The sequence below is a fragment of the Streptomyces sp. NBC_01669 genome, from assembly GCF_026339735.1.
Lineage (GTDB): Bacteria > Actinomycetota > Actinomycetes > Streptomycetales > Streptomycetaceae > Streptomyces > Streptomyces yanii.
This window is the reverse complement of the sequence record NZ_JAPEQG010000001.1, coordinates 8,843,479-8,864,661: the sequence shown is the minus strand read 5'-3', so window position 1 is coordinate 8,864,661 and position 21,183 is coordinate 8,843,479. Positions and strand designations below refer to the sequence as shown.

Sequence of the window (21,183 nt, the reverse complement as noted above, 5' to 3'; positions counted from 1 at the left end):
TGCCGGCGGCTGTTCCCGTCCGCGCTGGTCCACGAGCTGGAATCGGGCGCCGCACATCCGGCCGCGGCGTACCGTGCGCGACTGGGCCGTCGACTTCTCCTGTTTCTTGTTGGCGGTCGTCCTCGGCCTGAGGGCGGCGCACTCCCTGCCTGACAAACCAGGCCTGTCGCATCCCCTCGCCGTCCTCGACCAGACACTCGGCGCGATCGCTCATGCGGCGGTCTGGCTGCGGCGCCGGTGGCCGGTCGGCCTCGCCGTCGCGATGGTCCCGGTCGGTCTGCTGTCCAACACCTCGGGTGGGGTGGCGATGGTCGCCGTGTTCACACGCGCCGCCGCGGGTGACGTTGTCCGCTTCACCGCGAGCGGCGGCCGGCGGATCAGTGTCTCCGCGCCCGCTGAAATTCTCGTCTGGCGGATGCACGTGGACCTCGCGATCTGCCCCTGCGAGGGGGCAGCGGCGGGCACCCGCCCGCGCGGACCGGCGCAGCACGGCGGATGGTGCGCGTATGCCGAGACCGCACGGTCTCCCTGCCGCCATCAAGCAGTCACCCTCACACCGCCTCACACCGTTCGGATGTGAGTGGTGCTGGACGATGCCGACGTCGAACAGCCCGAGCTCGACAGTGAGTTGCTGTCCGGCGGACTGGTCGATGTCGTCCGGCTTGGACGAGCACAAAGACGCACACGCTGTTCAGCCGCCGGTCCGGCGCAACCACTTCTCTTCCTCACCTGGTTCGGGCAGCACGTGCCCACCCTCGACAGCGGACCGGGCACGACCGTCCTGCAGCACCACCATGGTCTGGCTCTCGTCCATACCGGAGATCCGGGCGATCGCTGAGGACAGCTCCAGGGCCAGTCGCGTCGCCTCCTTCTGCGGATGGCCTCGCCGCACCCAGCCAGTGAGGATCAGCGGTGTCTCAGGCTGCCCGCCCGCGAAGACACTGTCCGTGGGCAACTCGGAGAAGACCACGTTGACGTAGGCCGGTGGCACGTGGTTGATATCGACGTGAATCCGGGTGATCTCGGCTGCTGGCAGGGCCTTCACCTCGCTGGTCAGCGATCCCTGGGCCGCAGTGCAGGTGTAGATGGGCATGATGACTCCTCAACTGCCTGGGGTGTCACGGCTGACAGACGGCGGGCCTGAGCAGACAGTGACGGTTGACGCATCCCGAGCCAGGGTTTTCGCGTCGTAACGGGCAGGAGATCCGTTCCGATCGGGTCAGCGCGCAGGTTATCGGTCCGGTCCGGATCGGAAGGATTCCCCGGGATCCGCAACGCTGCAGGCGTTGGCTCCTGGCACCCCCTCGGTGTTCACATGGTCGGTCGTGTCGTTCGCCGTGGCCTACGTCAGAAGCCTTTGCGCACGCCCCCGTCGATCGACAGCATCACACCCGTCAGGTACGACGCGGCGGGCGAGAGCAGGAAAGCGGCGCTGCGGCCGAACTCGTCCGGGGTTCCGTAGCGGCGCAGGGGGACGCCGGCGGTCGCACGCTCGCGGGCCGCGGCGGGATCGTCGTGTCGCGCGTCGAGTTCGCGTACCCGGTCGGTTTCGACGTGGGCGGGTATGAGGCCGACGACGCGGATGCCCCTCGGGCCCAGTTCGTTCGCGAGGTTCTTCGCGTAGCCGGCCAGGCCCGGCCGCAGGGCGTTGGAGATCGCGAGGCCGGGGATCGGCTCGTACACGGAGCTGGAGAGGACGAAGCCGATGACACCTCCCTCGCCCAGCTCCGGCGCAACAGCGCGGGACAGCCGCACCGCACCGAGGAAGACCGACTCGAAGGCGGCGCGCCAGTGGTCGTCGTCGATGGTGTCCGACGTACCGGCCGGGGGCCCGCCGACGCTGATGAGCACCCCGTCCAGCCGCTTGAAGGCATCGCGGGCCGCGGCGATCAGCCGGTCCGGAGTGTCGGTGTCGGCGTTGTCGGCCACGACGCCGACCGCCTGCCCCGCGCCGCCGAGCTCCGCCTGGGCGGCGGCGACCGACTTCTCGCTGCGGCCGCTGACGACCACCCGCGCACCGTCCGCCACCAGCTCGCGCGCGGCGGCCATGCCCAGCCCCCGGGTGCCGCCGGTGACTATGTACACCCGGTCCTTCAGTCCGAAGTCCATGATTGCTGTCCTCTCTCCGCTGTTCTCTCTCCGACCGTGCGAGCCACGAGGCCTACAACATCGCCTTCTGGGGCTGCGTGGCGACCACGATGACGGTGGTGGTGCCGGCGGTCAGGGCCCCCTTGAACTCCTTCTCCAGGTCCTCGGTGGTCTCCACGTCGACCGCGCGGCATCCGAAGCCGCGGGCGACGGAGGCGATGTCGAGCCCGGGCAGGTCGAGCCCTGGCACGCCGGGGGTCTCCTCCAGCACGGCGAACGACTTGAGGATGGAGTACTCCTGGTTGCGCATGACGACGTACACGATCGGGAGGTTGTGCTGGGCCGCCGTATAGATGGCCTGCACGGAGTACTGGAAGGAGCCGTCGCCGATCAGACCGACCACCGGCCGTTCGACGCCCCTGTCCCGGTCGCCCAGCGCGACGCCCACGGCAGCCGGGGTACCCCAGCCGATGCCTCCGCTGGCCGTGGCGAAGAATGATCCTGTCCGGTTGGTGGGGAGCCACTCAATCTGCTGCGCCATCGTGGAGGTCGACTCGTTGACGATGACCGCGTCGGACGGCCGAACCTTGCTGAGGGCGGCGTACACCTCCGGCGGGGTGAGCGGGGTGTTCGGTGCCTGCGGCAACTCACGGGGCCGCGGCATCGGTTCCGGAGCGGTCCGCGCCGATCCCTCAGCGACCATGTCCAGGAGCAGCTCGATCGTCGTCTTGGGATCGCCCAGGAGGCTGTCACCCACGCGCGCCGCCGCGGCAACCGCGGGATTGCCGGTGATCTGGAGGAGTTCGGTGCCTTCGGGGAGGTGGTCGCCGGGCACGTAGGGGTAGTAGCGGAACACCTCCGCGCCGATCATGACCACCAGGTCGTGCCCGGTGAGCCGGTCGCTGATGGTCTTCACCGACATGCCCAGCGGGCCGCCGAAGAGGGGGTGGTCCTCGGGGAAGGAGGCGCGGTCCGGCAGCGGGGCGCCGTAGACGGCCGCGCGCAGCTTCTCCGCCAACGCGACCGCCGGGTCCCAGCCGCCGGCCCGGTCGACCTCGGGCCCGAAGACCAGTGCGGGGCGACGGCTGGCGGAGATGCGGTCGGCGAAGGCGCGCAGCCGCGCGGTGTCGGGGGCTACGCGGTCGCTGACCGTCCGCACCCGGGTGAAGCCGGACAGGGGCCGCTTCCAGTCGTCCATGGGGATCGACAGGTACACCGGTCCCGTCGGCGGCTGCAACGCCTCCGCGTAGGCCCGCATGAACGCCTCGGGGACGTCTTCGGCACGGGCCGGTTCGTAGGACCATTCCACCCACGGCTTCGGGAGCGTGGTGGCCTCGCGGTTGCCGAGGTACGGGTCCCCGATCACGAGTTCCCGGTGCTGCTGGCCGGAGGTGATGATCAGGGGCGTGTTTCCGTGGTAGGCCGCCACCAGGTTGCCCACCGCGTTGCCCATCCCGGCCGAGGAGTGCAGGTTGACCAGTGCGGGGCGGCCGGTCACCTGGGCGAAGGTGTCGGCCATCGCGATGACGGACGCCTCCTGCAGCGCCAGCACGTAGGTGAAGTCCTCGGGGAATTCCTGCAGGAATGGCTGTTCGGTGGAGCCGGGGTTACCGAAGACCGTGGTGAGGTTCAGGGTCCGCAGCAGGTCGTAGGTCACACTGCGGACGGTGGACTGCTCAGTCATTGTTGTCATCGACTTTCTTGCTGGGGCTGGGTTTCTGGTTCAAGGGGCCTGCCGGAGGGATGAGCGCTTCTCGGTGGAGGCTCGAATGCCGTCTTCGGCGTCGTGGGGATGCCGGAACCCGTGCGCCAGTCTGATCCTGCTGAACAAAGAGGTGCCTGTCGTGAAATTTGGTCTGTTCGGTGACGGGCCTGCGTGAGGGCCTGGCCTGATTCGCCGCGGTGGTGGGCCAGGGCGCACCACTCGGTGGGCGAGGGACCGCCGGTGCGTCCGCCCCGGCTGGTTGGCGGGTGTCAGGTGAGGCGGCGGAGGGCGTCGGGGGTGAGATCGGCGAGGGTGGGGTAGCCGTCGACGGCCATGATCAGATCGGCCTCGGCGAGCAGGGACCGCAGGACGTGGACGACGCCGGCTTCGCCGCCGTGGGCGAGGCCGTAGGCGTAGGGGCGACCGACGCCGACGGCGGTGGCACCCAGGGCGACGGCCTTGATGATGTCGACTCCCGTGCGGACACCGGAGTCGAACAGGACGGGCGTCCCTTCGGCGGCCTCGACCACGTCGGGCAGGGCGTGGAGAGCGGGCAGGCCGCCGTTGGCCTGGCGTCCGCCGTGGTTGGAGCAGTAGATGCCGTCCACGCCGCCGTCCTTGGCACGGCGGACGTCCTCGGGGTGGCAGATGCCCTTCAGGATCAGTGGCAGGTCGGTGATCGAGCGCAGCCAGGGCAGGTCGTCCCAGGTGAGCGGGTTGCCGAAGATCCGCGTCCACTCGGCGACCGCGGCCGCCGGGTCGTCCTCGGGGCTGCGGGCGAGACGGGCGCGGAAGACGGGGTCGCTGGTGTAGTTGGTCAGGCAGTGCCCGCGCAGCTGAGGAAAGTTGCTGACGCCGAGGTCGCGGGGCCGCCAGCCGGTGATCCAGGTGTCCAGGGTGACCACAATGCCCTTGAATCCGGCCTTCTCGGCACGGTGGACCAGGCTCTCGGCCAGCTCGCGGTCGGTGGGCGTGTAGAGCTGGAAGAAGCCCGGGGTGCCGCCGAACTCGGCGGCGACTTCCTCGAGCGGATCGACGGTCAAGGTGGAGGCGACCATCGGCACGCCGGTGCGGGCGGCGGCGCGGGCAGTGGCGAGATCGCCGTGGCCGTCCTGCGCGCACAGCCCGATCACGCCGACCGGGGCCATGAACAGCGGCGAGGGCAGACGCATCCCGAACAGGTCGACGGACAGATCCCGGTCCGTGGCCCCCACCATCATCCGCGGGATGAGGCCCCAGCGTTCGAACGCGGTGACGTTGGCCCGCTGGGTGCGCTCGTCGCCGGCTCCGGCCATGACGTAGGAGCGGACGGAGGCGGCCAGCGCGGCCTGAGCCAGCGGCTCCAGTTCGTCGTAGGTCATCGGGAAGCGCGGCATCACCCCGCGCAGCCCGTCGATGTAGATCTCATCCTGATAGTCGCCGTACGCCATGGCCCGGCCCTCCTTCACGCTCGCCAGGTGCGGGCCCCTGAACTCCACAATGGGAGAGTGACGCGTGAAAGCCGCCAAACGCAGGATTCTGCCTCGCAGGGCAGAAGCATGCAGGATGATGTACCAGCACTGCTGACAGAGGACGACCTGGCGCTGATCAATGCCCTGCAGTTGCGGCCGCGGGCCTCATGGACCGAGCTCGGGCGCGCACTGGAGGTCGACCCGGTCACCGTGGCCCGCCGCTTCGGCCGCCTGTCCGAGCAGGGCGCCGCCTGGGTGGGCTTCTCACCCGGCCCCCGCCTGTTCGAGCAGATCTGCGTGGCCTTCGTCGTGATCGACTGCGCCCCGGGAGCCACCGCCGGGGTCGCCCGGGCACTGAGCGCCCACCCTCACATGCTCACGATCGAGCGCGCGGCCGCCGGCCACGACATCCTTGCCATCGTCGCCACCCGCGACCTGCCGGCCCTGTCCCGCTACGCCCTGGACCTGCTCCCGCACCTTCCCGGCATCACCGCCGTGCAGGCCCGGATCGTCACTCACATGTTCACCGAGGGCGGCCGGTGGCGCATTGCCGCCCTGGACCCCGGCCAGCGCGCCCAGCTGACCGGCCCACCCCCGGCCCGAACCCCTGTCGCCGCGGGCGAGATCACCCCCTTCGACCGCGCCCTCATCACCCGGCTCGCCCACGACGGCCGCGCCTCCTACCAGGCCCTGGCAGGCGACCTCGGCGTCAGCCTCAACACCGCCAAACGCCGCACCGAACACCTCACCCGACGCGGCCTCCTGCGGTTCCGCTGCGACTTCGCCCGCCCCCTCGGCGGCTGGCCCGTCTCGGTCACCCTCTGGGCCAGAGTCCCACCCGCCGACCTCCCCGAGATCGGCCCCGCCCTCATGCGCCTGCCCGAGACCCGCAACTGCGCCGCCGTCAGCGGCCCACACAACCTCATCCTCCAGGCCAGCCTGCACTCCGTCAGTGACGTACTGCGCCTGGAAACCCAGCTGGCCTCCGCTCACCCGAGCCTGGACATCGTCGACCGCGTCATCACCCTGCGGCAGGACAAGCTGCTCGGGCGCCTCCTGGACCCCCACGGCCGCTCCGTCGGCATCGTTCCGCCCGACCTCTGGGCGGAGCCGGCGATGTGACGCACACGAGCTGCCGGCTCCACCATGTTCCTCATGGCCCAGCGTGCCCACAGCCATGTCGCGCTGGAAGTGCCAACAGGGTGAGGGAATCGGCCCAATGAGGGGTGTGCATCGGGAAGTTGCTGGTCACGGGTCGGGTGTGCGCGATCTTCGGGATGCTCGAGCTGGTCACGAGCGGATGACTCCCGCCAAGATCGTCGGTCAGCGGGCGACTTCGCGGTTCGTCAGCACCAGCAGGGCCCTCACCAGCACGGTTGCCCACTTCGGGTCGGTACGTACCTTGCCGAGGCCGGCCGCCCGCAGCTTGGCGGTGAGCTGGTCGTGACGGCAGGCGGTGATCTCCGACGTCCGCCCGGGCCGGACCGCAGAAACCCACACCAGGCGGCCTCTGTCATCCGTCAGCGCGATCACGAGCAGACCATGGCATTTGTGCTTACCCGAGTAGTTCCTCCGGTTCTCCGCCCCGGTGTGCCGCCGGGTGCGTATCAAGGAACCTTCCAGCAGCTCCACCCCGCCACCCATTCAGGTGATCTTCTTCAGGGCACGGTCCAGGTGCGGGCCGCGGGTGGCCAGCAGGCCGACGACCTCCCTGACCCACCGTGTCACGGTGGTGCGGTGCACCCCGTTCCCGCCGGCCAGGTCACCCGGCCGCTGGTCACAGCACAACACCGCCAGCACGAGGGCGGCGATCTTCCTCGCGGGCAGGGTCCGCCACCGCGAACCGATCTTCTCCAGCTGGCCGCGCACCAGGTCGGCGAGCCAGTTCAAGGTGGCACTCGACCGCGGCAGACGGGCGGTGCAGACAAGGCCGTCAGAGCCCTCGACGGTGTAATTGCTTTTCTTCACACCAAACTCAACTGCCGCCAGGGGCCCGCCGGTTACGCCCCGCTCGCATGCGACACGCACGGTTATGGGCGTGCGGTGAACCGCCCGTCGGGGCGTTTGTGCAGCGAGCCGCGGCCGACGAGCTCGGTCATCTTCGCGCGCAGTGACTCCAGCTTGCCGCGCACCACCACCTCCAGGCCCAACTCCTCCCCCACCGCCCTGACCTGCACCGGGCCACCGACAGCCCGCACGATCACCACGATCGTGCGGTAGTCGGCGGGCAGCGCGGCCTCGTCGGGATCCTCACCGTGGTGCGGGACCTGCAGCACCGCACGCCCCGCCACTCGCTCGGGCCCTCGGCTACCACGACAAGACCACCACTCACCTGGTCGTCGAAGCCGGTGGAACCTGGAGCCGATACGCCCCGGGCGATCACCGAAGGTGAGTCCCAGCCGCGAACTCATGCGGCCCCGGCTGTCCTGGCAGCCCACCCGCTACCTTCATCACATGGAACGGGCCATCATCCTGAGCAGCCTCGCCGCGAGCGGAACCGACACTGCCCCGCAGCGACTCACCGAACTTGCCGCCGAACTCGACATACCGGCCGCCGACCTTCTCGTTGTCGCAGGCCACCCGGTGCCGGCGGAACTCCTTCCCCCGGAGCGCGACGCCAGGGTCATGAGGCAGTTCGCATACCGCGCCAGTTACTGCGACCACTCGCAGCTCGCCGCGCTGGAGGCTTTCGTCCGCTCGCTGCCCCGCGTCGCCGCTCCAGAACCCTTCGTGCAGCCGGCGTGGCCGGGCCGCCGTCCCGCCGAGACCAGGTTTGCCGCCGTGCTCGGCGCGCTGATCCGCAATCGAGGCTTCGGCATCCGCGAACTGCCGTTCATGGGACTGTCCCTCAGCACGCTGCACGGGATGGTGTGGCGCTGGGACCCGAGTCCGCACCGCCGGCAGCATCTATCTGCCGTAGCAGGTCCGCTGGGTTGGACGCTGCCCGATCTCTTCGCGGTCGCCGATGAGCCGTACTCGGAGGAACTCCGTCCGATGCTGCACTGCCACCACCTCGGGCGGGTCTTCGCGGCGGCCGCCCCCTTGACCACCGCTCAGCTGATCGAGACTGCGGAGGAAGCGGATCGGCTGAGCGTGCGTGAGGACCACGGCGTTTGGCAGCCCGTCTCGCAGGGCTTTGCCGACGAGTGCCCGGACTTCCCCTGACGGCAAGAGCTGCTTTGGTTTCTTCTGGCATGGTCGGGCACCTTCACACGTCGTCCGCGCCAGACAGCGGTAGCCACTGGCGATCGACGTCCGCCGGGTAATGCCATGCCGCAGGTAGTCGTGGGTGCGGCGCTCGGGCATGCCCGGCATCATCGGCAGGACGGGCTGGGACCGGTCCAGTGCCTGCACCTGCGACTTTTCATCCACGCAGAGCACCACGGCCCGCTCGGGCGGGTTGTGGTACAGCCCGACGACATCGACGACCTTCTCCACGAACTGCGGGTCGGTGGGCAGCTTGAAGGAGTCCTGCAGATGCGGCTTGAGGTCGAACTTCTTCCAGATCCGCCCGATGGTGGACTTCGACAGACCGCTGTGCTCGGCCATCGACGCACGCGACCAGTGGGTGTCGTTCTTCGGTGTGGATTCCAGGGTCGCCACCACGATGTCCTCGACCCGGTCGAGCAGGACCGACGGCGGCCGGCCCGGACGCGGCTCATCAGCCAGCCCGTCGAGCCGGTCCTCAACGAACCGGGCACGCCAGCGGTTCACTAGGGCCTGTGCGGAGTCGTCATCAATCAGCGGGTCGGAGGCTGCAGAGCCAGATGATCGAGCCGTAGAGCGGGGCCAGCGCAGCCGCCCGGAGTCACACCCCGACCGCGCCGTCAATCCGTTCGCGGATCAGGTCGGCGTGTCCGTTGTGACGGGCGTACTCCTCGATCATGTGGATGAGCACCCAGCGCAGGGAGACCGTGCCCCGCCAGGGGTCGTGGCCCTGGATGTCGAGATGCGAAGCCTCGGCGACGAACGCTTCCGCGAAGGCGACTTCGGCGCGCCAGGCCGCCCAGGACGCCGCGACGACCTCGGGGTCGGGGCTGGCGCCGTCGAAGTCGCCCTCGGGGACGTCCGTGGAGGAGAAGCGCAGCTCGACGTCGTGCCCGGCCAGCACGGCCCGGAACCAGCGGCGTTCCACGTCGGCCAGGTGCCGGACAAGGCCAAGCAGGGAGAGCGAGGACGGGGACACGGACCGCAAGGCCAACTCCGCTCCCAGTCCGGAGCACTTCAGCTTCAGGGTGGCGCGCTGGGCGTCCAGCACAGCCACAAGCATGCTCCGCTCGTCACCGATTGCGGGGCCGCTGAACCGGTGCTCGCTGCCGGTGCCGGTGAACAGTTCGATCCGTCGGTCGGGAATCTTCATGCCCACATCATGGGCTCCGGGTGACCATCCCCGGAACCCGCGGTGGAGTCAGGTCTCGATCCCTGGCAAGTCCGGGATACGCGGGGTCGGATCGTTGGCTGGCTGATCAAGGACACGCCGCGTCGTGAGTCCGGAGCCGTGTCCTACGCCGCGTCGCGAGCACGATCGCCAACTGGCTGTAGCAGGAGCCCAGCACGGCTCGCTGACCGAGCGGGAGGCCCAGGTGCTGGCCGGTCTCGGCGAGGGCCTGTCGAACGCGCAGATCGCGGCGCGGCTGTACCTCTCCGAAGCCACGATCAAGGGCTACGTCTCGCGGACGCTGGACAAACTGGGCTGCGTCAACCGCACCCAGGCCGGCCTTCTCGCCCACGACGCGGGGATCGCCGACGCCTAGACCAGCTGGACGGTGCCGTCGCGCAGAACACCGGCCCGCGTCGGAGAGGAAACCGGCGCTGCACGGTCAGGCAGCCAGGGCAGGGCGTGGCTCGCCGTGGAAGACCTGACGGGCGTGCCAGTCGCGGTGAGCGGCCGCAACAGCGTTCGCACCAGGCTGTGGGCCGGTGAGTGGACGGCCCGCGAGGGCTATGACGTGGTCGCGGGCGGCGGGGCTGTGGCCGAACCAGCTCACGCATCCGCCAGGGGTGCGCGGGGTCGGAGTCGGCAGTCCGGCCCGAAGGGGAAAACCGGACCGGACAGCGCGGGCAGCGGGTCAGGAAGGCAGGTCGGCGAGGTCGAGTCGGCGCGCGTAGTGGATCAGCGTGACTTCCAGCAACTGCAGCTTGGCCAGGCCCACGCGGGGAGTTGCGTGCGGCGGGCTCTCCTACCCATCCGTGAGCCACTTGTAGTAACTGCGGACGCGTTCAGGAGTGAGGAGCACCGCGAGGGCCCTGTTGGCGTGGTGGGCGGCGAAGCCTACGTCGATCGACCGGATCTTCGACGAAGCACACGAGACAGCCGACCCTGTCCACCGGGTGCGCGTCTTCGGAATCGCCCTCGAGACAGCGATGAAGTACGTCAAGGCCGCCCGCCCGCACCGCTTCATCAAGGATCCAACTCAGCCATGACCACTGCTTCCAGAGGCTCAGCCTCCCTCCGGTTCCCTGATTTTCCAGAAGCGGGTGGTGGAGAGGGCTATGCCGAGCTGCCCTCGATGGTGACATCCAGGGCGTACACGTTGTGGTCCTGACTGCCGACGTACACGACCCCGTCGACCACCGCCGGTGACGATCGGACCCTGCCGCCGGTGGCGTAGGACCATTTCTTGTTCCCGGTGACCGCGTCCAAGGCGTACACGTTGTGGTCAAAGCTGCCGATATATACGACTCCGTCGGCCACTGTCGGTGTCCCTCCGACCGTGCCGCCGGTATCGAAGGCCCATCTCTTCTTCCCGGTGACCGCGTCCAAGGCGTACACCCTCTTACTGCTGCCGATATACACCACGCCGTCGGCCACCGTCGGCGGCGTGAAGCGCCAATCCTCTGGCGTGTTGTCCCACTCGTCTTTCCTGTCGAAGCCCCAGTCGCTTGCGCGGCGCACCCATTTCTCGTTCCCGGTAGCCGCGTTCAGGGCTGTCACGGAGTTGTAGCCAGCGATGTACACCACTCCGTCGACCACCGCCGGCGACTCAAGGCCGGAATCGCAGGAGACGGCCCATTTCTCGTTCCCGGTAGCCGCGTTCAGGGCTGTCACGGAGTTGTTTCCAGCGATGTACACCATCCCGTCGACCGCCGTCGGCGCCGCTTCGAACTTGTCGCCGGTGGCGTAGGCCCACTTCCTCTCCCCAGTAGCGGCATCCAGGGCGTACACGCTCCCGTCGGTGCTGCCGATGTACACGAGCCCGTCGACCACCGCCGGCATCCCTTCGACCTTGTCGCCGGTGGCGTAGGCCCATTTCTTCTTCCCGGTGGTCACGTGCAGGGCGTACACGCTCCCGTCGGTGCTGCCGATGTACACGCCCCCGTCAACCACCGCCGGCGACGACGTGACCGCATCTCCGGTGGCGTATCGCCACCGGAGCCGTGGGTCTGGGGTCTTGGGGGTCTTGTGGTCAGTGGTGTTGTGGTCGAACAAGTTGACGGCGGCAGCGACACCGGTACCGAGGGCGGCGGTGATACTGGCGCCGATGCCGAGCCGCAGCGCGGTGCGACGGCTGATGCGCCCCGTCGGCATGGGCGTGCCTGCGCCCGGTCCCGGCACGGGCACCGGCGTTTGGGCTGCGCCGGGACCGGCACCGGTGAGCGGAGTGGTAACGGTCTTCGTGTCCGCGCCGGACAGGTCGGATCCGGCACCGGATGCCGGGGTTACGGCGGAAAGTTCGCGGAGGCGATCGCGGACCTCGGCCGCTGATGAGGGGCGGTCGCCGGGGTCCTTGGCGAGGAGGGCCATGACCAGGTCGTCCAAGGCGGCAGGGACACCAGGTCGAGCCCGGCCCGGTGGCTCCGGGGTTGTGTTCAGGTGGGCGGCCATCATCGCAACTGGTTCGGCGGCCTGGAAGGGGGTGCTTCCGGTGAGGAGTTCGTGGAGCACGCAGCCCAGCGAGTACAGGTCGGAGCGAGATTCGGCGGGGACGTCGCCGAAACGCTCGGGGGGCATGTAGGCAAGCGTGCCGATGACCTTGCTCGACTTGTGTGTGGACGCTATGTACCGGGCGATACCGAAGTCGAGGATCTTGATCCGACCGTCCGGGGCGAGCATGAGGTTCGCCGGTTTCAGGTCCCGGTGCACAATCCCGGCTGCATGGGCGGCCTTCAGGGCCTCGGCGGTCTGTGCCGCCCAGTCCACAGCAGTGGCCACCTGGGGTGCACCATCCTCGCGGAGCACCGTGTCCAGGTCTCGCCCGGTAAAGAACTCCATCACCAGATAGAGGGTGCCGTCGTCGGGGTCCTGACCCAGGTCGAAGACCGTCACCACGCCCGCGTGGTTCAGCCTGCCGGCGGTTCGAGCCTCGCGGAAGAACAGCTTCGCGCCGGAGGCGTCCCGCCGGTCGTGCGGCAACAACTTGACCGCGACTCGGCGCTCGATCACACGATCGCGGCCCTCCCAGACCTCCCCCATACCGCCCCGACCGACGAACGCGACCAACTCGTAACGGCCGCCCACAACCCGCAAGCCCCCCACCCCCCGTCCGGACGCCTGCCAAGCCACACGCGTCACACCGGACCCGCCCCTGCGGGACCACACCGACGATCCCACACCCACCACCTGCCCACCGGCAGCAAGACGGAATCGACGGTCATCTCCGAACAAGCGGGTGCGTAACGACCCTGTTGCCATCCAGCAGCCCGAAGCCCATCGGCTGCTCTGCCTCCCAGAGGTTCAATTCCCTCCGGTTCCCTGTCATCACAACCTGAGCTTGGATGTCCTCCTTCTCATGTTCGGCAACGACCGGGCCGCGTTGGCTACCCTGCCCGCATGTCCACGCTCTCTCTTTCCCCGCTTGGCTTCTCTCCGGAAGAGCTCGCCGAAGTGGTAGACCTCTACGCGAGCAACCCGGAGTACTGTCGCGCCGCTGGCGAGTACGACCCTGAGAACGTCCAGGCCGATCAGGTGGAAGCCGACCTGCGCGAGGAAGCCGGTACCGATGGCTGCGAGGTACTACTCGCACTCGACGCGCAGGGACAGCTCGTCGGGCTCCTTTGTCTACTCGACCGCCACCCCGCAGACGGCCATCCCTGGATTGGGTTGCTGCTGGTGCACGGCAGCCTTCACCACAAAGGATTTGGCCGGCTGCTGGCCGACCTGGTCGAGGAACGGTTCCGCAACGAAGGCCAGGACGGTATCCGGTTGGCCGTCCTGGAGAACAACCCCTCCGCCCTGGCCTTCTGGAGCTCACTGGGCTGGCAGGAGATCGACCGCCGTGCCGACATACAGCACCACCGACCCTGCATCGTCATGCACAAGCAACTCGCCTGAGCCTTTGGAACAACTCGTCTGGGTCTGGCCGATCCGGCCATGGTCGACGCCCGTCAATCCTTGCCGGGTCACACCCCGGTGAGAGCTTCCTGTGGCTGCACCTCCTCTGCGGCGAGCGCCTTGTTGCGCCGCACCGAGGACCAGAACGACCAGCCGATCAGCACCACGCCGACCAGGCCGGTGATGATCTCGTTGATCTGGTACTGGATGGTGACGAGCAGGATCACGGCGAGCGTGCCGATCGCGTAGTGCGCGCCGTGCTCCAGGTAGACGTAGTCGTCCAGGGTGCCTTGGCGGACGAGGTAGACCGTGAGGGAACGGACGTACATGGCGCCGATACCGAGACCGAGCGCCATCGGCACGATGTCATTGGTGATGGCGAAAGCGCCGATGACGCCGTCGAAGGAGAAGGACGCGTCGAGGACCTCGAGGTAGAGGAACAGGAAGAACGCGGCCTTGCCGACCATCACGACGGCCGGGACGGACTTGCCCGCCTTCTTCGCCTTTTCCTCGGCCTCGTGCTCTCGCTCCTCTTCCTCCTCGAGCCTGTTCTCGAAGAAGCCGGAGAGGCCCCCGACGACCAGATACGTGATCAGACCGGCGATACCGGAGATCAGTACGGTCTGAGCCTTGTCCGCGTGCCCGGCGTGCTGGTGGGCGTTGACCGCGAAGGTCATCGAGCTGATGAGCAGCACGATCAGGGCGATGCAGACCGACAGCATGTCGATCTTGCCGAGTTTGGCCAGCGGCCGCTCCAGCCAGGCCAGCCACCTGATGTCACGCTCCTCGAAGACGAAGTCGAGGAAGATCATAAACAGGAACATCCCGCCGAAGGCCGCGATCGACGGGTGCGCGTCGGTGACCAACTGCTCGTAGCGCTCGGCATCGTTCAATGCCAGGTCGACCGCCTCGACGGGCCCCATCTTCGCGCTGACGGCGACGATCACGACGGGGAAGACCAGCCGCATACCGAACACAGCAATGAGCACACCGACCGTGAGGAAGATCTTCTGCCAGAAGGCACTCATCTTCTTGAGGATTCCGGCGTTGACCACCGCGTTGTCGAAGGACAGCGAGATCTCGAGGATGGACAGGATCAAGACGACCCCGAACGCGGTCCACCCGCCGTAGAGCACCGCTGCGACCAGACCGAGTGCGGTGACAGCGAACGACCAGCCGAAGGTTTTCAGAACCACTGGTACCCAATCGTGTAGAAGGGGGCGCTGACGAACTCGTGCGTGGTTGGCCAGGACGCACCCCGAGGCGACGGAATGTCAGTAATCTGCTTTCACCGCGAGGACCGGACACGGAGAATCCAGGAGGATCCGCTGCGCCGAGGATCCCAGGAGGAGCTTGCCGACCGCGCTGCGGTGCCTCAGCCCGATCACCACCAGGGAGACCTCGGACGACCCCGCCAGCTCGACGATCTCCTCGGCGGCATCGCGCCCGCCGACCACCTGGCGTATGTCGAAGTCGACACCCAGCTCGGTCAGGTCCCGTCGGACCTGGTCGAGGTCTTTCTGCTGTGCGAAACCGCGGTCGACGTACGCGTCGCCTCGCGAGGCATTCATCACCAGCAGGGTCTCGCCCCGGGTGCGGGCCTCGTCGACTCCCGCGCGCAGGGCCGCCTCACCTTCCGGCGAGGGCACATATCCAACCAGTACCGTCATGACTGCCCCTTTCAGGCCCGTTGCTCAACGAGCGGACGCACGATGTACCGGCGGACCAGCGGCCAGGCCAGTACGAGCACGATCACCGCGTAGATCACATAGGACACCGGTCCGCCCAGCAGACCGGACAGTTCGCCGCCCGACAGCTGAAGCGACCGCCGGCCCTGCAGTTCCGCGCGGGGGCCGAGGATGACGCCGACAATCAGCGGCAGCACCGGCAACCCGAATCTCCGCATCCCGAAACCGATCAGCCCCAGCGTCAGGAGGAGGAACAGGTCCAAGGGCTGGGCGTTGACCGCGTAGGCACCCATCGACGCGAAGAACACAATCCCCGCGTACAGATAGGGGCGCGGTATCCGCAGCAGCCTGGCCCAGGCCGGCGCAAGCGGCAGATTCAGCAGGAGCAGCAGCAGATTGCCGATGAACAGGCTGGCAATCAGCGCCCAGACAAGCCCCGACTCGCGCTCGAACAGCAGAGGGCCGGGCTGGATGCCGTACGACTGGAATGCCGCGAGCATCACCGCGGCGGTCGCGTTCGTCGGCAGCCCGATGGCGAGCATCGGCACCAGGGTGCCCGCCGCGGACGCGTTGTTCGCTGCCTCCGGGCCGGCAACTCCCTCGATCGCCCCCTTGCCGAACTGCTCTGGGTGCTTGGTCAGCTTTTTCTCTGTGGCGTACGACAGGAACGTCGGGATCTCCGCGCCACCAGCCGGCATGGCCCCGAAGGGAAAGCCGAAGGCGGTGCCGCGCAGCCATGGCTTCCAGGACCGTTTCCAGTCCTCCCGGCCCATCCACGGCACGCCGACGGGGATCACCCCTGCGGGCTTACGCCGCAGATGCGCCGCCACCCAGAGGGCTTCGCCGACGGCGAAGATGCCGACGGCGACCACCACCACATCAATGCCGTCGGCGAGCTGGGGGACGCCGAAGGTGAGCCGCTGCTGCCCGGAGACCGAGTCGATTCCGACAATCCCGATCACTAGGCCGACGAGCAGCGAGGCGAACCCGCGGATGCGCGACGAGCCGAGTACTGCGGTGACCGCGATGAAGGACAGCAGCATGATCGCGAAATAGTCCGGTGCGCCGAGGCCGACCGCGAAGTCCACCACGAGCGGGGCGACGAGCACCAGCAGCAGGGTGCCGATCGTTCCGGCGACGAAGGATCCGATCGCCGCGGTGGCGAGGGCCTGCGCCGCCCGGCCGGCCTTGGCCATCTTGTTGCCCTCGATGGCCGTGACGACCGAGGACGATTCGCCGGGCGTATTCAGCAGGATCGAGGTGGTCGAACCGCCGTACATGCCTCCGTAGAAGATGCCGGCGAACATGATGAATGCCTGGGTCGGCTCCATTCCGTACGTCACTGGCAGTAGCAGGGCCACGGTCATGGCCGGGCCGATGCCGGGCAGGACCCCGACCGCCGTACCGATCGTGACGCCGATCAACGCCAGCAGAAGGTTCATCGGGGTGACGACGTGCGCGAACCCCTCGAGTAGATGATTCAGGTTGTCCATTACAGGATTCCTTGCAGCACGCCGGCCGGGAGATTGACGCCGAGCCCGATCGCGAAGGCGTAGAAGGTGATCAGCGACAGCGCTACTGCGATCGCCAGGTTGCGCAGGTAGTGCCGGTTGCCCAGGGCGAAGGCTGTTCCCCAGAACAGGAGTGCCCCGCTGATCACCCAGCCGAGGGGTTCGATCAACACCGCGTTGACGACGAACGCGCCGATCAACAGCAGCACTGTGCGCCAGTCGATCGGATTCGTCAGGTCGACGTCCTCGCCGGCCTCCGGCTCGGCGCGGCCGCCCCGCGCGACGTCGACGATGTACACGACGGCGATCACGAGGAGCAGTACGCCGAGGAGCACCGGTACCGTGCGCGGCCCGATCGGGTCGGTGCTGCTCGTTGTGTGTGCGATCCCGGTGGCATCGACGATCACCAGTACGCCCAGCAGGGCGAGGAACGCGCACACACCGTACTGTGCGCGGTCCGCGCCCGAGGGCCGGCGGGAACCCGAGTCGGTGCGCTCATCGACGTCCAGGCTCATGCCAGGCCGAGCTCTGTGAGGATGCCGGCAACGGCCTTGTCCTGTTCCGTCAGGTAGGTGGCGAACTCCTCGCCTGTGGTGAACGCGTCGGTCCAGCCGTGCTTGGTCAGCTCAGCCTTCCACTCCTTGGAGCCGTGCATCGCGGTCAGCGAGTCGATCCAGACCTTCTTGTCGGCGTCGCTGATGCCGGGCGGGGCAACGATTCCGCGCCAGTTGGTGAAGACCATGTCGATACCCGAAGACTTCAGTGTCGGGGCATCCTTGAGGGCGTCGATCGGCTTCTCGCTGGTCACCGCGAGCACCCGCACCTGACCCGCCTCGATCTGGTCGAGGAACTCGCCGAAACCGCTGGCACCGAAGGCGATCTTGTTGCCGAGGATCGCCGGGAGCAGCTCACCACCGCCGTCGTAGCCGATGTAGTTGACCTTCTTCGGGTCGATGCCGACCGTCTTGGCGAGCTGCATCGGAAGCAGATGGTCCGGTCCGCCGGGCGAGGAGCCGCCCCCGACAGCGATGCTCTTGGGGTTCTTCTTCCAGGCGGTGACGAGATCGTCGATCGTCTTGTACGGAGAGCTCTTGGGCACGACGATCGCGCCCGCTTCCTCCATCAGCTTGGCGATCGGCGTGGTCTGGGAGAGTGTCGCCTTCGACTTCGAGGCGTACGCAGCACCGACGACTCCCAGCCCCATCTGCATCGTGAGCTTGCCGTTGCCCTTTTCGTTCACGGTGCGCTGCAGACCGACCGTGCCGCCGGCGCCCGGAAGATTGAACACCTGAATTCCGGACGCGATCTTGGTGTCCTCCATCACCTTGGCCGCCGTCCGCGCCGTGGTGTCATACCCACCGCCCGGGGTGTTGGGGACCATGATCCGCAGGCCGGTGACGGGCTCGTCGCTCTTTCCCGTCCCCTCCTTCTCCGCGGTGGCGCCGCAGGCGCCTACCGCGAGCATGGACATGGCGGCCAGCGCACTGACGACAGCAGCTCTGCGAGTTCTCATGGCTTGTCTCTTTCACTTCCGGCAGTCGGACGCCATGATTGTGCGACTCGGCAGACGCCACGTCTGTGTTGTGTCAGCATTGAAGATTGAGTTAATTGTGGTCGTAACTTTTCGCCGCCATACCCTCGCGGGCGAGCTGTTGGTACTCCAGCTCGCCATCGTCGTGGTGGTGCTGCTGGCGGTCGCCGCCGTCTCGCTGGCCCAGTCGGAAGCGACCTTCAACCGGGTCGAAGGACGCCGGGTCACCGCGCTGGCCGAGCAGCTGGCCGGTAACCCCTTGATGTCCAGCCAGCTCGGCCGACCGGCGTCGGGTGAGACGCTCGCCCCGCTCGTCCAGACCACGCTGACCCAGTCGGGTGTCACCTCCGTGACGGTCGCCGACAGCAGCGGCAGGATTGTCAGCTCCACGAATCCCACAGCGATCGGTACTAGGTTGCCGCTCGGCCCCGGCGTCGCCCAGGCCCGCGGCTGGTCAGGCAAGCTGGTCCTGGACGGTGCCCACGAGCTGGTGGCCCAGGTGCCGGTGCTCAAAGCGGCTCAACCCAACCTCGGCCGACATCTCGGCACGGTGATGATCGGTGAGGCGTCACCGACGGTCTGGCAGCGGCTGAATGGCGCGTCATCGTATCTGCTCGCCTACCTCGGCATTGCGAGCGGGCTCGGCCTGATCGGATCGTGGCTGCTGGCCCGGCGTACCAAACGCCAGACCCTCGGGTTGGAGCCACGCGAGATCGCGGGGCTCGCCGAGCACCGCGAGGCAATGCTGTATGGGATCGCAGAAGGCGTGATCGCCCTCGACCCGCAGTTGCGGCTCACCCTGGTGAACGAGGTCGGCAGGCGGTTGCTCGATCTGCCGGAGCACTGTGTGGGGATGAGCCTGACCGACCTCCGGATTGAGGGCCGACTGCACGACGTACTCGCCGGATCCCCCAGTGACACGGCCGAGCGTCGCGACGAAGTCGTCATACGCCGGAGTCGGGTTCTGGTGATGAACCGGATGACCGTCACCAAGGACGGCCGCCAGCTCGGCTCGGTCACGACCTTGCGGGACCGTACCGAACTGGCGCAACTGGAACGCGAGATCGGATCGTTCCGCAGCTCCGCCGAGCTACTGCGCGCGCAGGCCCACGAGTTCACCAATCAGCTGCACACGATTTCCGGGTTGATCCAGATCGGTAAGCACGACGAGGTGGTGCAGTACGTCCGCGCGCTGAGCCGACACCGCCATTCGCTGGACACGACCCTGACCAGACGGGTTCGCGACATGGCCGTCGGCGCTCTGTTGATGGCGAAGTCCTCGCTCGCGGCCGAACGGAAGGTCGTGCTGCGCGTCTCGGAGCATACGGCGCTCGACCGGCTGGCGCCGGAGGACTCGGTGGACGTGGCGACAGTGATCGGCAACCTCGTCGACAACGCCGTCGACGCCGCGACGGCGGGCGACGACGGCCACGATGCCTGGGTGGAGGTCGAATTGCGGCAGGACGCATCCAGCGTGGAGATCGTGGTGCGCGACTCGGGCCCCGGCGTGGCGCCCGAGCTCGCTCAGGAAGTCTTCTTGCACGGCTTCACCACGAAGGCTGCCCAGGAGGGGGATCGCGGTATCGGGCTGGCGCTCACCCGGCTGGTCTGCGAGCGCCGCGGCGGCGAGGTCGCGGTGACCAACACGCCCGACGGCGCCATGTTCACCGCGAGGATGTCCGTCGGCAACCTGGCCGGCGCGGTACCGGAAGGAGCCTCCCGATGATCGACGTACTGGTCGTCGACGACGACTTCATGGTGGCAAGTGTCCACCAGAACTTCGTCGACCGCGTCGAGCCCTTCCGGGTCGTCGGCACGGCGAACACCGGTGAGCAGGCGATCACGGCCGTCGGCGAGCTGCGCCCCGACCTGGTCCTGCTCGACCTCTATCTTCCTGACATGTTCGGCCTGGACGTCATTCCACGTCTGCGGACCGCCGGGCACGACTGTGACGTCATGGTGATCAGTGCCTCGCGCGAGACCGACGTGGTCCGCCGCTCCGTCCGCCAGGGTGTGGTCAACTACCTGCTGAAGCCGTTCGACTTCGAAGACCTGCGTCCCCGCCTCGTACGGTACGCCGCCCAGCGCAACAGCCTGCTCACCACAGTCGTCAGAGGTCAGGCCGACGTGGACCGGGTACTGACCGGGGCCGGCTTGTCGGCGTCGAGTGTCGCGCTGCCGAAGGGCATGAGCGTGGAGACCGCAGAGCTGATCGAACGCACACTGTGCGGTACCGACGGAACGCTGTCCGCCGCCGAGTGCGCGGCCCGAACTGGCATCTCCCGGGTCAGCGCGCGCCGTTACCTCGAATACTTCCACGACACCGGCCGCGCCGAGGTGTCCTTGCGGTACGGAGCCGCCGGCAGACCCGAGCGCCGCTACGGTTGGCGCGCCTGAGTTCGCTCTTGCCGGTCCGGCCGCCATGGGGCCAGTCCCTCCCCACTCACACAGCAGCGAAGGCATGGGGAGCAGTGACGGCAACGCGACGTGAGCCTCGTGGGCATCAGTGCAGGGCGGATGACCTTGCTGCGCAGGGTCATGGCGCTGCCGGATCCTGTGGGGCTCGGAAAGTCGTCGCTGCAGGTCAAGTCGATTAGCGGTACTCGTTGATGACGCCGCTGAGGATGCGGGTGCGCAGGAGTCGGCGGTTTTCGGGCTTGTGCATGGTCGTGGGTTGCTGGTCGGCGTCGGGAGGTGGTTGGTTGCGGGCCCGGTGGGGGCGGTGTTCGGCGCGATGATGCCTTGCCCCTCACCCCGGAGGCGCCGACGCAGGGCTGATGCCACTGCCTGAGCGCGGCGCTGTGGAGATCTGCGCTGCATCCGCGTCAGGAGGGGCCGGTTCTCGTTTCGCGAACGCGGGAGCGTCCCGTACGCCCCGTGGCGGACAGCGTCGTCCGCCACGGCCGGCCGACGTCGTCCGGCATTGCTCTTACGAGT

Annotated in this window: 19 protein-coding genes and 4 pseudogenes; 8 read left to right on the top strand and 15 right to left on the bottom strand. The window is 68.0% G+C overall.

The window, feature by feature from the left end:
• The first annotated feature begins 73 nt into the window (after positions 1 to 73).
• Positions 74 to 580 (top strand): hypothetical protein, encoded by a 507-nt coding sequence (locus OG972_RS49380; protein ID WP_323135933.1) that lies wholly within the window; start codon positions 74 to 76, stop codon positions 578 to 580.
• A gap of 111 nt (positions 581 to 691) precedes the next feature.
• On the opposite strand, the gene OG972_RS39710 is transcribed toward OG972_RS49380, so the two are convergent.
• The 4 genes from OG972_RS39710 to OG972_RS39695 form a co-directional block, all read right to left on the bottom strand.
• The gene (locus OG972_RS39710; protein WP_266989862.1) at positions 692 to 1,093 is read right to left on the bottom strand and encodes a tautomerase family protein; all 402 of its coding nucleotides are present in this window, start codon (positions 1,091 to 1,093) and stop codon (positions 692 to 694) included.
• Positions 1,094 to 1,347: 254 nt separating this feature from the next.
• On the bottom strand, positions 1,348 to 2,109 hold the full coding sequence (locus OG972_RS39705; protein WP_266989860.1) for an SDR family oxidoreductase: 762 nt from the start codon (positions 2,107 to 2,109) through the stop codon (positions 1,348 to 1,350).
• A gap of 52 nt (positions 2,110 to 2,161) precedes the next feature.
• Complete coding sequence (gene mdlC, locus OG972_RS39700; RefSeq protein WP_266989858.1) at positions 2,162 to 3,781, bottom strand: benzoylformate decarboxylase; 1,620 nt, start codon at positions 3,779 to 3,781, stop codon at positions 2,162 to 2,164.
• Positions 3,782 to 4,062: 281 nt separating this feature from the next.
• Positions 4,063 to 5,223 (bottom strand): alpha-hydroxy-acid oxidizing protein, encoded by a 1,161-nt coding sequence (locus tag OG972_RS39695; RefSeq protein WP_266991013.1) that lies wholly within the window; start codon positions 5,221 to 5,223, stop codon positions 4,063 to 4,065.
• Between the two features lie 108 nt (positions 5,224 to 5,331).
• Between OG972_RS39695 and OG972_RS39690 the strand changes: the two genes are divergently transcribed.
• Positions 5,332 to 6,366 carry an Lrp/AsnC family transcriptional regulator gene (locus OG972_RS39690; protein ID WP_266989856.1) on the top strand — a complete coding sequence of 345 codons (1,035 nt, stop codon included), beginning with the start codon at positions 5,332 to 5,334 and terminating at the stop codon, positions 6,364 to 6,366.
• 201 nt (positions 6,367 to 6,567) lie between these two features.
• Here the strand turns inward: OG972_RS39690 and OG972_RS49375 are convergent.
• A pseudogene (locus OG972_RS49375) lies at positions 6,568 to 7,212 on the bottom strand (transposase family protein).
• A gap of 62 nt (positions 7,213 to 7,274) precedes the next feature.
• Entirely contained in the window at positions 7,275 to 7,520 is a 246-nt protein-coding gene (locus OG972_RS39675; RefSeq protein ID WP_266989851.1) for a hypothetical protein, read from the bottom strand.
• Positions 7,521 to 7,698: 178 nt separating this feature from the next.
• Here OG972_RS39675 and OG972_RS39670 point away from each other — a divergent pair, with 178 nt between their 5' ends.
• On the top strand, positions 7,699 to 8,409 hold the full coding sequence (locus tag OG972_RS39670; RefSeq protein ID WP_266991072.1) for a hypothetical protein: 711 nt from the start codon (positions 7,699 to 7,701) through the stop codon (positions 8,407 to 8,409).
• A gap of 102 nt (positions 8,410 to 8,511) precedes the next feature.
• Here OG972_RS39670 and OG972_RS39665 read toward each other — a convergent pair.
• A pseudogene (locus OG972_RS39665) lies at positions 8,512 to 8,958 on the bottom strand (IS630 family transposase); the annotation flags it as partial.
• A gap of 94 nt (positions 8,959 to 9,052) precedes the next feature.
• Complete coding sequence (locus tag OG972_RS39660; RefSeq protein ID WP_266989849.1) at positions 9,053 to 9,604, bottom strand: DUF664 domain-containing protein; 552 nt, start codon at positions 9,602 to 9,604, stop codon at positions 9,053 to 9,055.
• Positions 9,605 to 9,803: 199 nt separating this feature from the next.
• Between OG972_RS39660 and OG972_RS39655 the strand changes: the two are divergent.
• Positions 9,804 to 9,998, top strand: a pseudogene (locus OG972_RS39655) (response regulator transcription factor); the annotation flags it as partial.
• Between the two features lie 66 nt (positions 9,999 to 10,064).
• Here the strand turns inward: OG972_RS39655 and OG972_RS39650 are convergent.
• Positions 10,065 to 10,226 (bottom strand): annotated as a pseudogene (locus OG972_RS39650) (restriction endonuclease); the annotation flags it as partial.
• Between the two features lie 244 nt (positions 10,227 to 10,470).
• On the opposite strand from OG972_RS39650, the gene OG972_RS39645 reads away from it, so the two are divergent.
• The gene (locus tag OG972_RS39645) at positions 10,471 to 10,668 is read left to right on the top strand and encodes a hypothetical protein (RefSeq protein ID WP_266989847.1); all 198 of its coding nucleotides are present in this window, start codon (positions 10,471 to 10,473) and stop codon (positions 10,666 to 10,668) included.
• Positions 10,669 to 10,735: 67 nt separating this feature from the next.
• Here OG972_RS39645 and OG972_RS39640 read toward each other — a convergent pair whose 3' ends face one another.
• The gene (locus OG972_RS39640) at positions 10,736 to 12,685 is read right to left on the bottom strand and encodes a PQQ-binding-like beta-propeller repeat protein (protein WP_266989845.1); all 1,950 of its coding nucleotides are present in this window, start codon (positions 12,683 to 12,685) and stop codon (positions 10,736 to 10,738) included.
• Positions 12,686 to 13,015: 330 nt separating this feature from the next.
• Between OG972_RS39640 and OG972_RS39635 the strand changes: the two genes are divergently transcribed.
• Positions 13,016 to 13,516 (top strand): N-acetyltransferase, encoded by a 501-nt coding sequence (locus OG972_RS39635; RefSeq protein WP_266989843.1) that lies wholly within the window; start codon positions 13,016 to 13,018, stop codon positions 13,514 to 13,516.
• A 68-nt stretch (positions 13,517 to 13,584) separates the two neighbouring features.
• On the opposite strand, the gene OG972_RS39630 is transcribed toward OG972_RS39635, so the two are convergent.
• From OG972_RS39630 to OG972_RS39610, 5 genes are all read right to left on the bottom strand, one after another.
• Positions 13,585 to 14,712, bottom strand: a complete 1,128-nt coding sequence (locus tag OG972_RS39630) for a DUF475 domain-containing protein (RefSeq protein ID WP_266989841.1) — start codon at positions 14,710 to 14,712, stop codon at positions 13,585 to 13,587.
• 78 nt (positions 14,713 to 14,790) lie between these two features.
• The gene (locus OG972_RS39625) at positions 14,791 to 15,186 is read right to left on the bottom strand and encodes a universal stress protein (RefSeq protein ID WP_266989839.1); all 396 of its coding nucleotides are present in this window, start codon (positions 15,184 to 15,186) and stop codon (positions 14,791 to 14,793) included.
• 11 nt (positions 15,187 to 15,197) lie between these two features.
• Complete coding sequence (locus OG972_RS39620) at positions 15,198 to 16,697, bottom strand: tripartite tricarboxylate transporter permease (protein WP_266989837.1); 1,500 nt, start codon at positions 16,695 to 16,697, stop codon at positions 15,198 to 15,200.
• The gene (locus OG972_RS39615) at positions 16,697 to 17,230 is read right to left on the bottom strand and encodes a tripartite tricarboxylate transporter TctB family protein (protein ID WP_266989835.1); all 534 of its coding nucleotides are present in this window, start codon (positions 17,228 to 17,230) and stop codon (positions 16,697 to 16,699) included. Before OG972_RS39615 ends, OG972_RS39620 begins: the two co-directional genes overlap by 1 nt.
• Positions 17,227 to 18,228 carry a tripartite tricarboxylate transporter substrate binding protein gene (locus OG972_RS39610; RefSeq protein ID WP_266989833.1) on the bottom strand — a complete coding sequence of 334 codons (1,002 nt, stop codon included), beginning with the start codon at positions 18,226 to 18,228 and terminating at the stop codon, positions 17,227 to 17,229. The genes OG972_RS39615 and OG972_RS39610 overlap by 4 nt, the downstream gene beginning before the upstream one ends.
• 97 nt (positions 18,229 to 18,325) lie before the next feature.
• Between OG972_RS39610 and OG972_RS39605 the strand changes: the two genes are divergently transcribed.
• Positions 18,326 to 19,972 carry an ATP-binding protein gene (locus OG972_RS39605; protein WP_266991011.1) on the top strand — a complete coding sequence of 549 codons (1,647 nt, stop codon included), beginning with the start codon at positions 18,326 to 18,328 and terminating at the stop codon, positions 19,970 to 19,972.
• The gene (locus OG972_RS39600; protein WP_266989831.1) at positions 19,969 to 20,643 is read left to right on the top strand and encodes a response regulator; all 675 of its coding nucleotides are present in this window, start codon (positions 19,969 to 19,971) and stop codon (positions 20,641 to 20,643) included. The genes OG972_RS39605 and OG972_RS39600 overlap by 4 nt, the downstream gene beginning before the upstream one ends.
• The last annotated feature ends 540 nt before the right edge of the window (positions 20,644 to 21,183 follow it).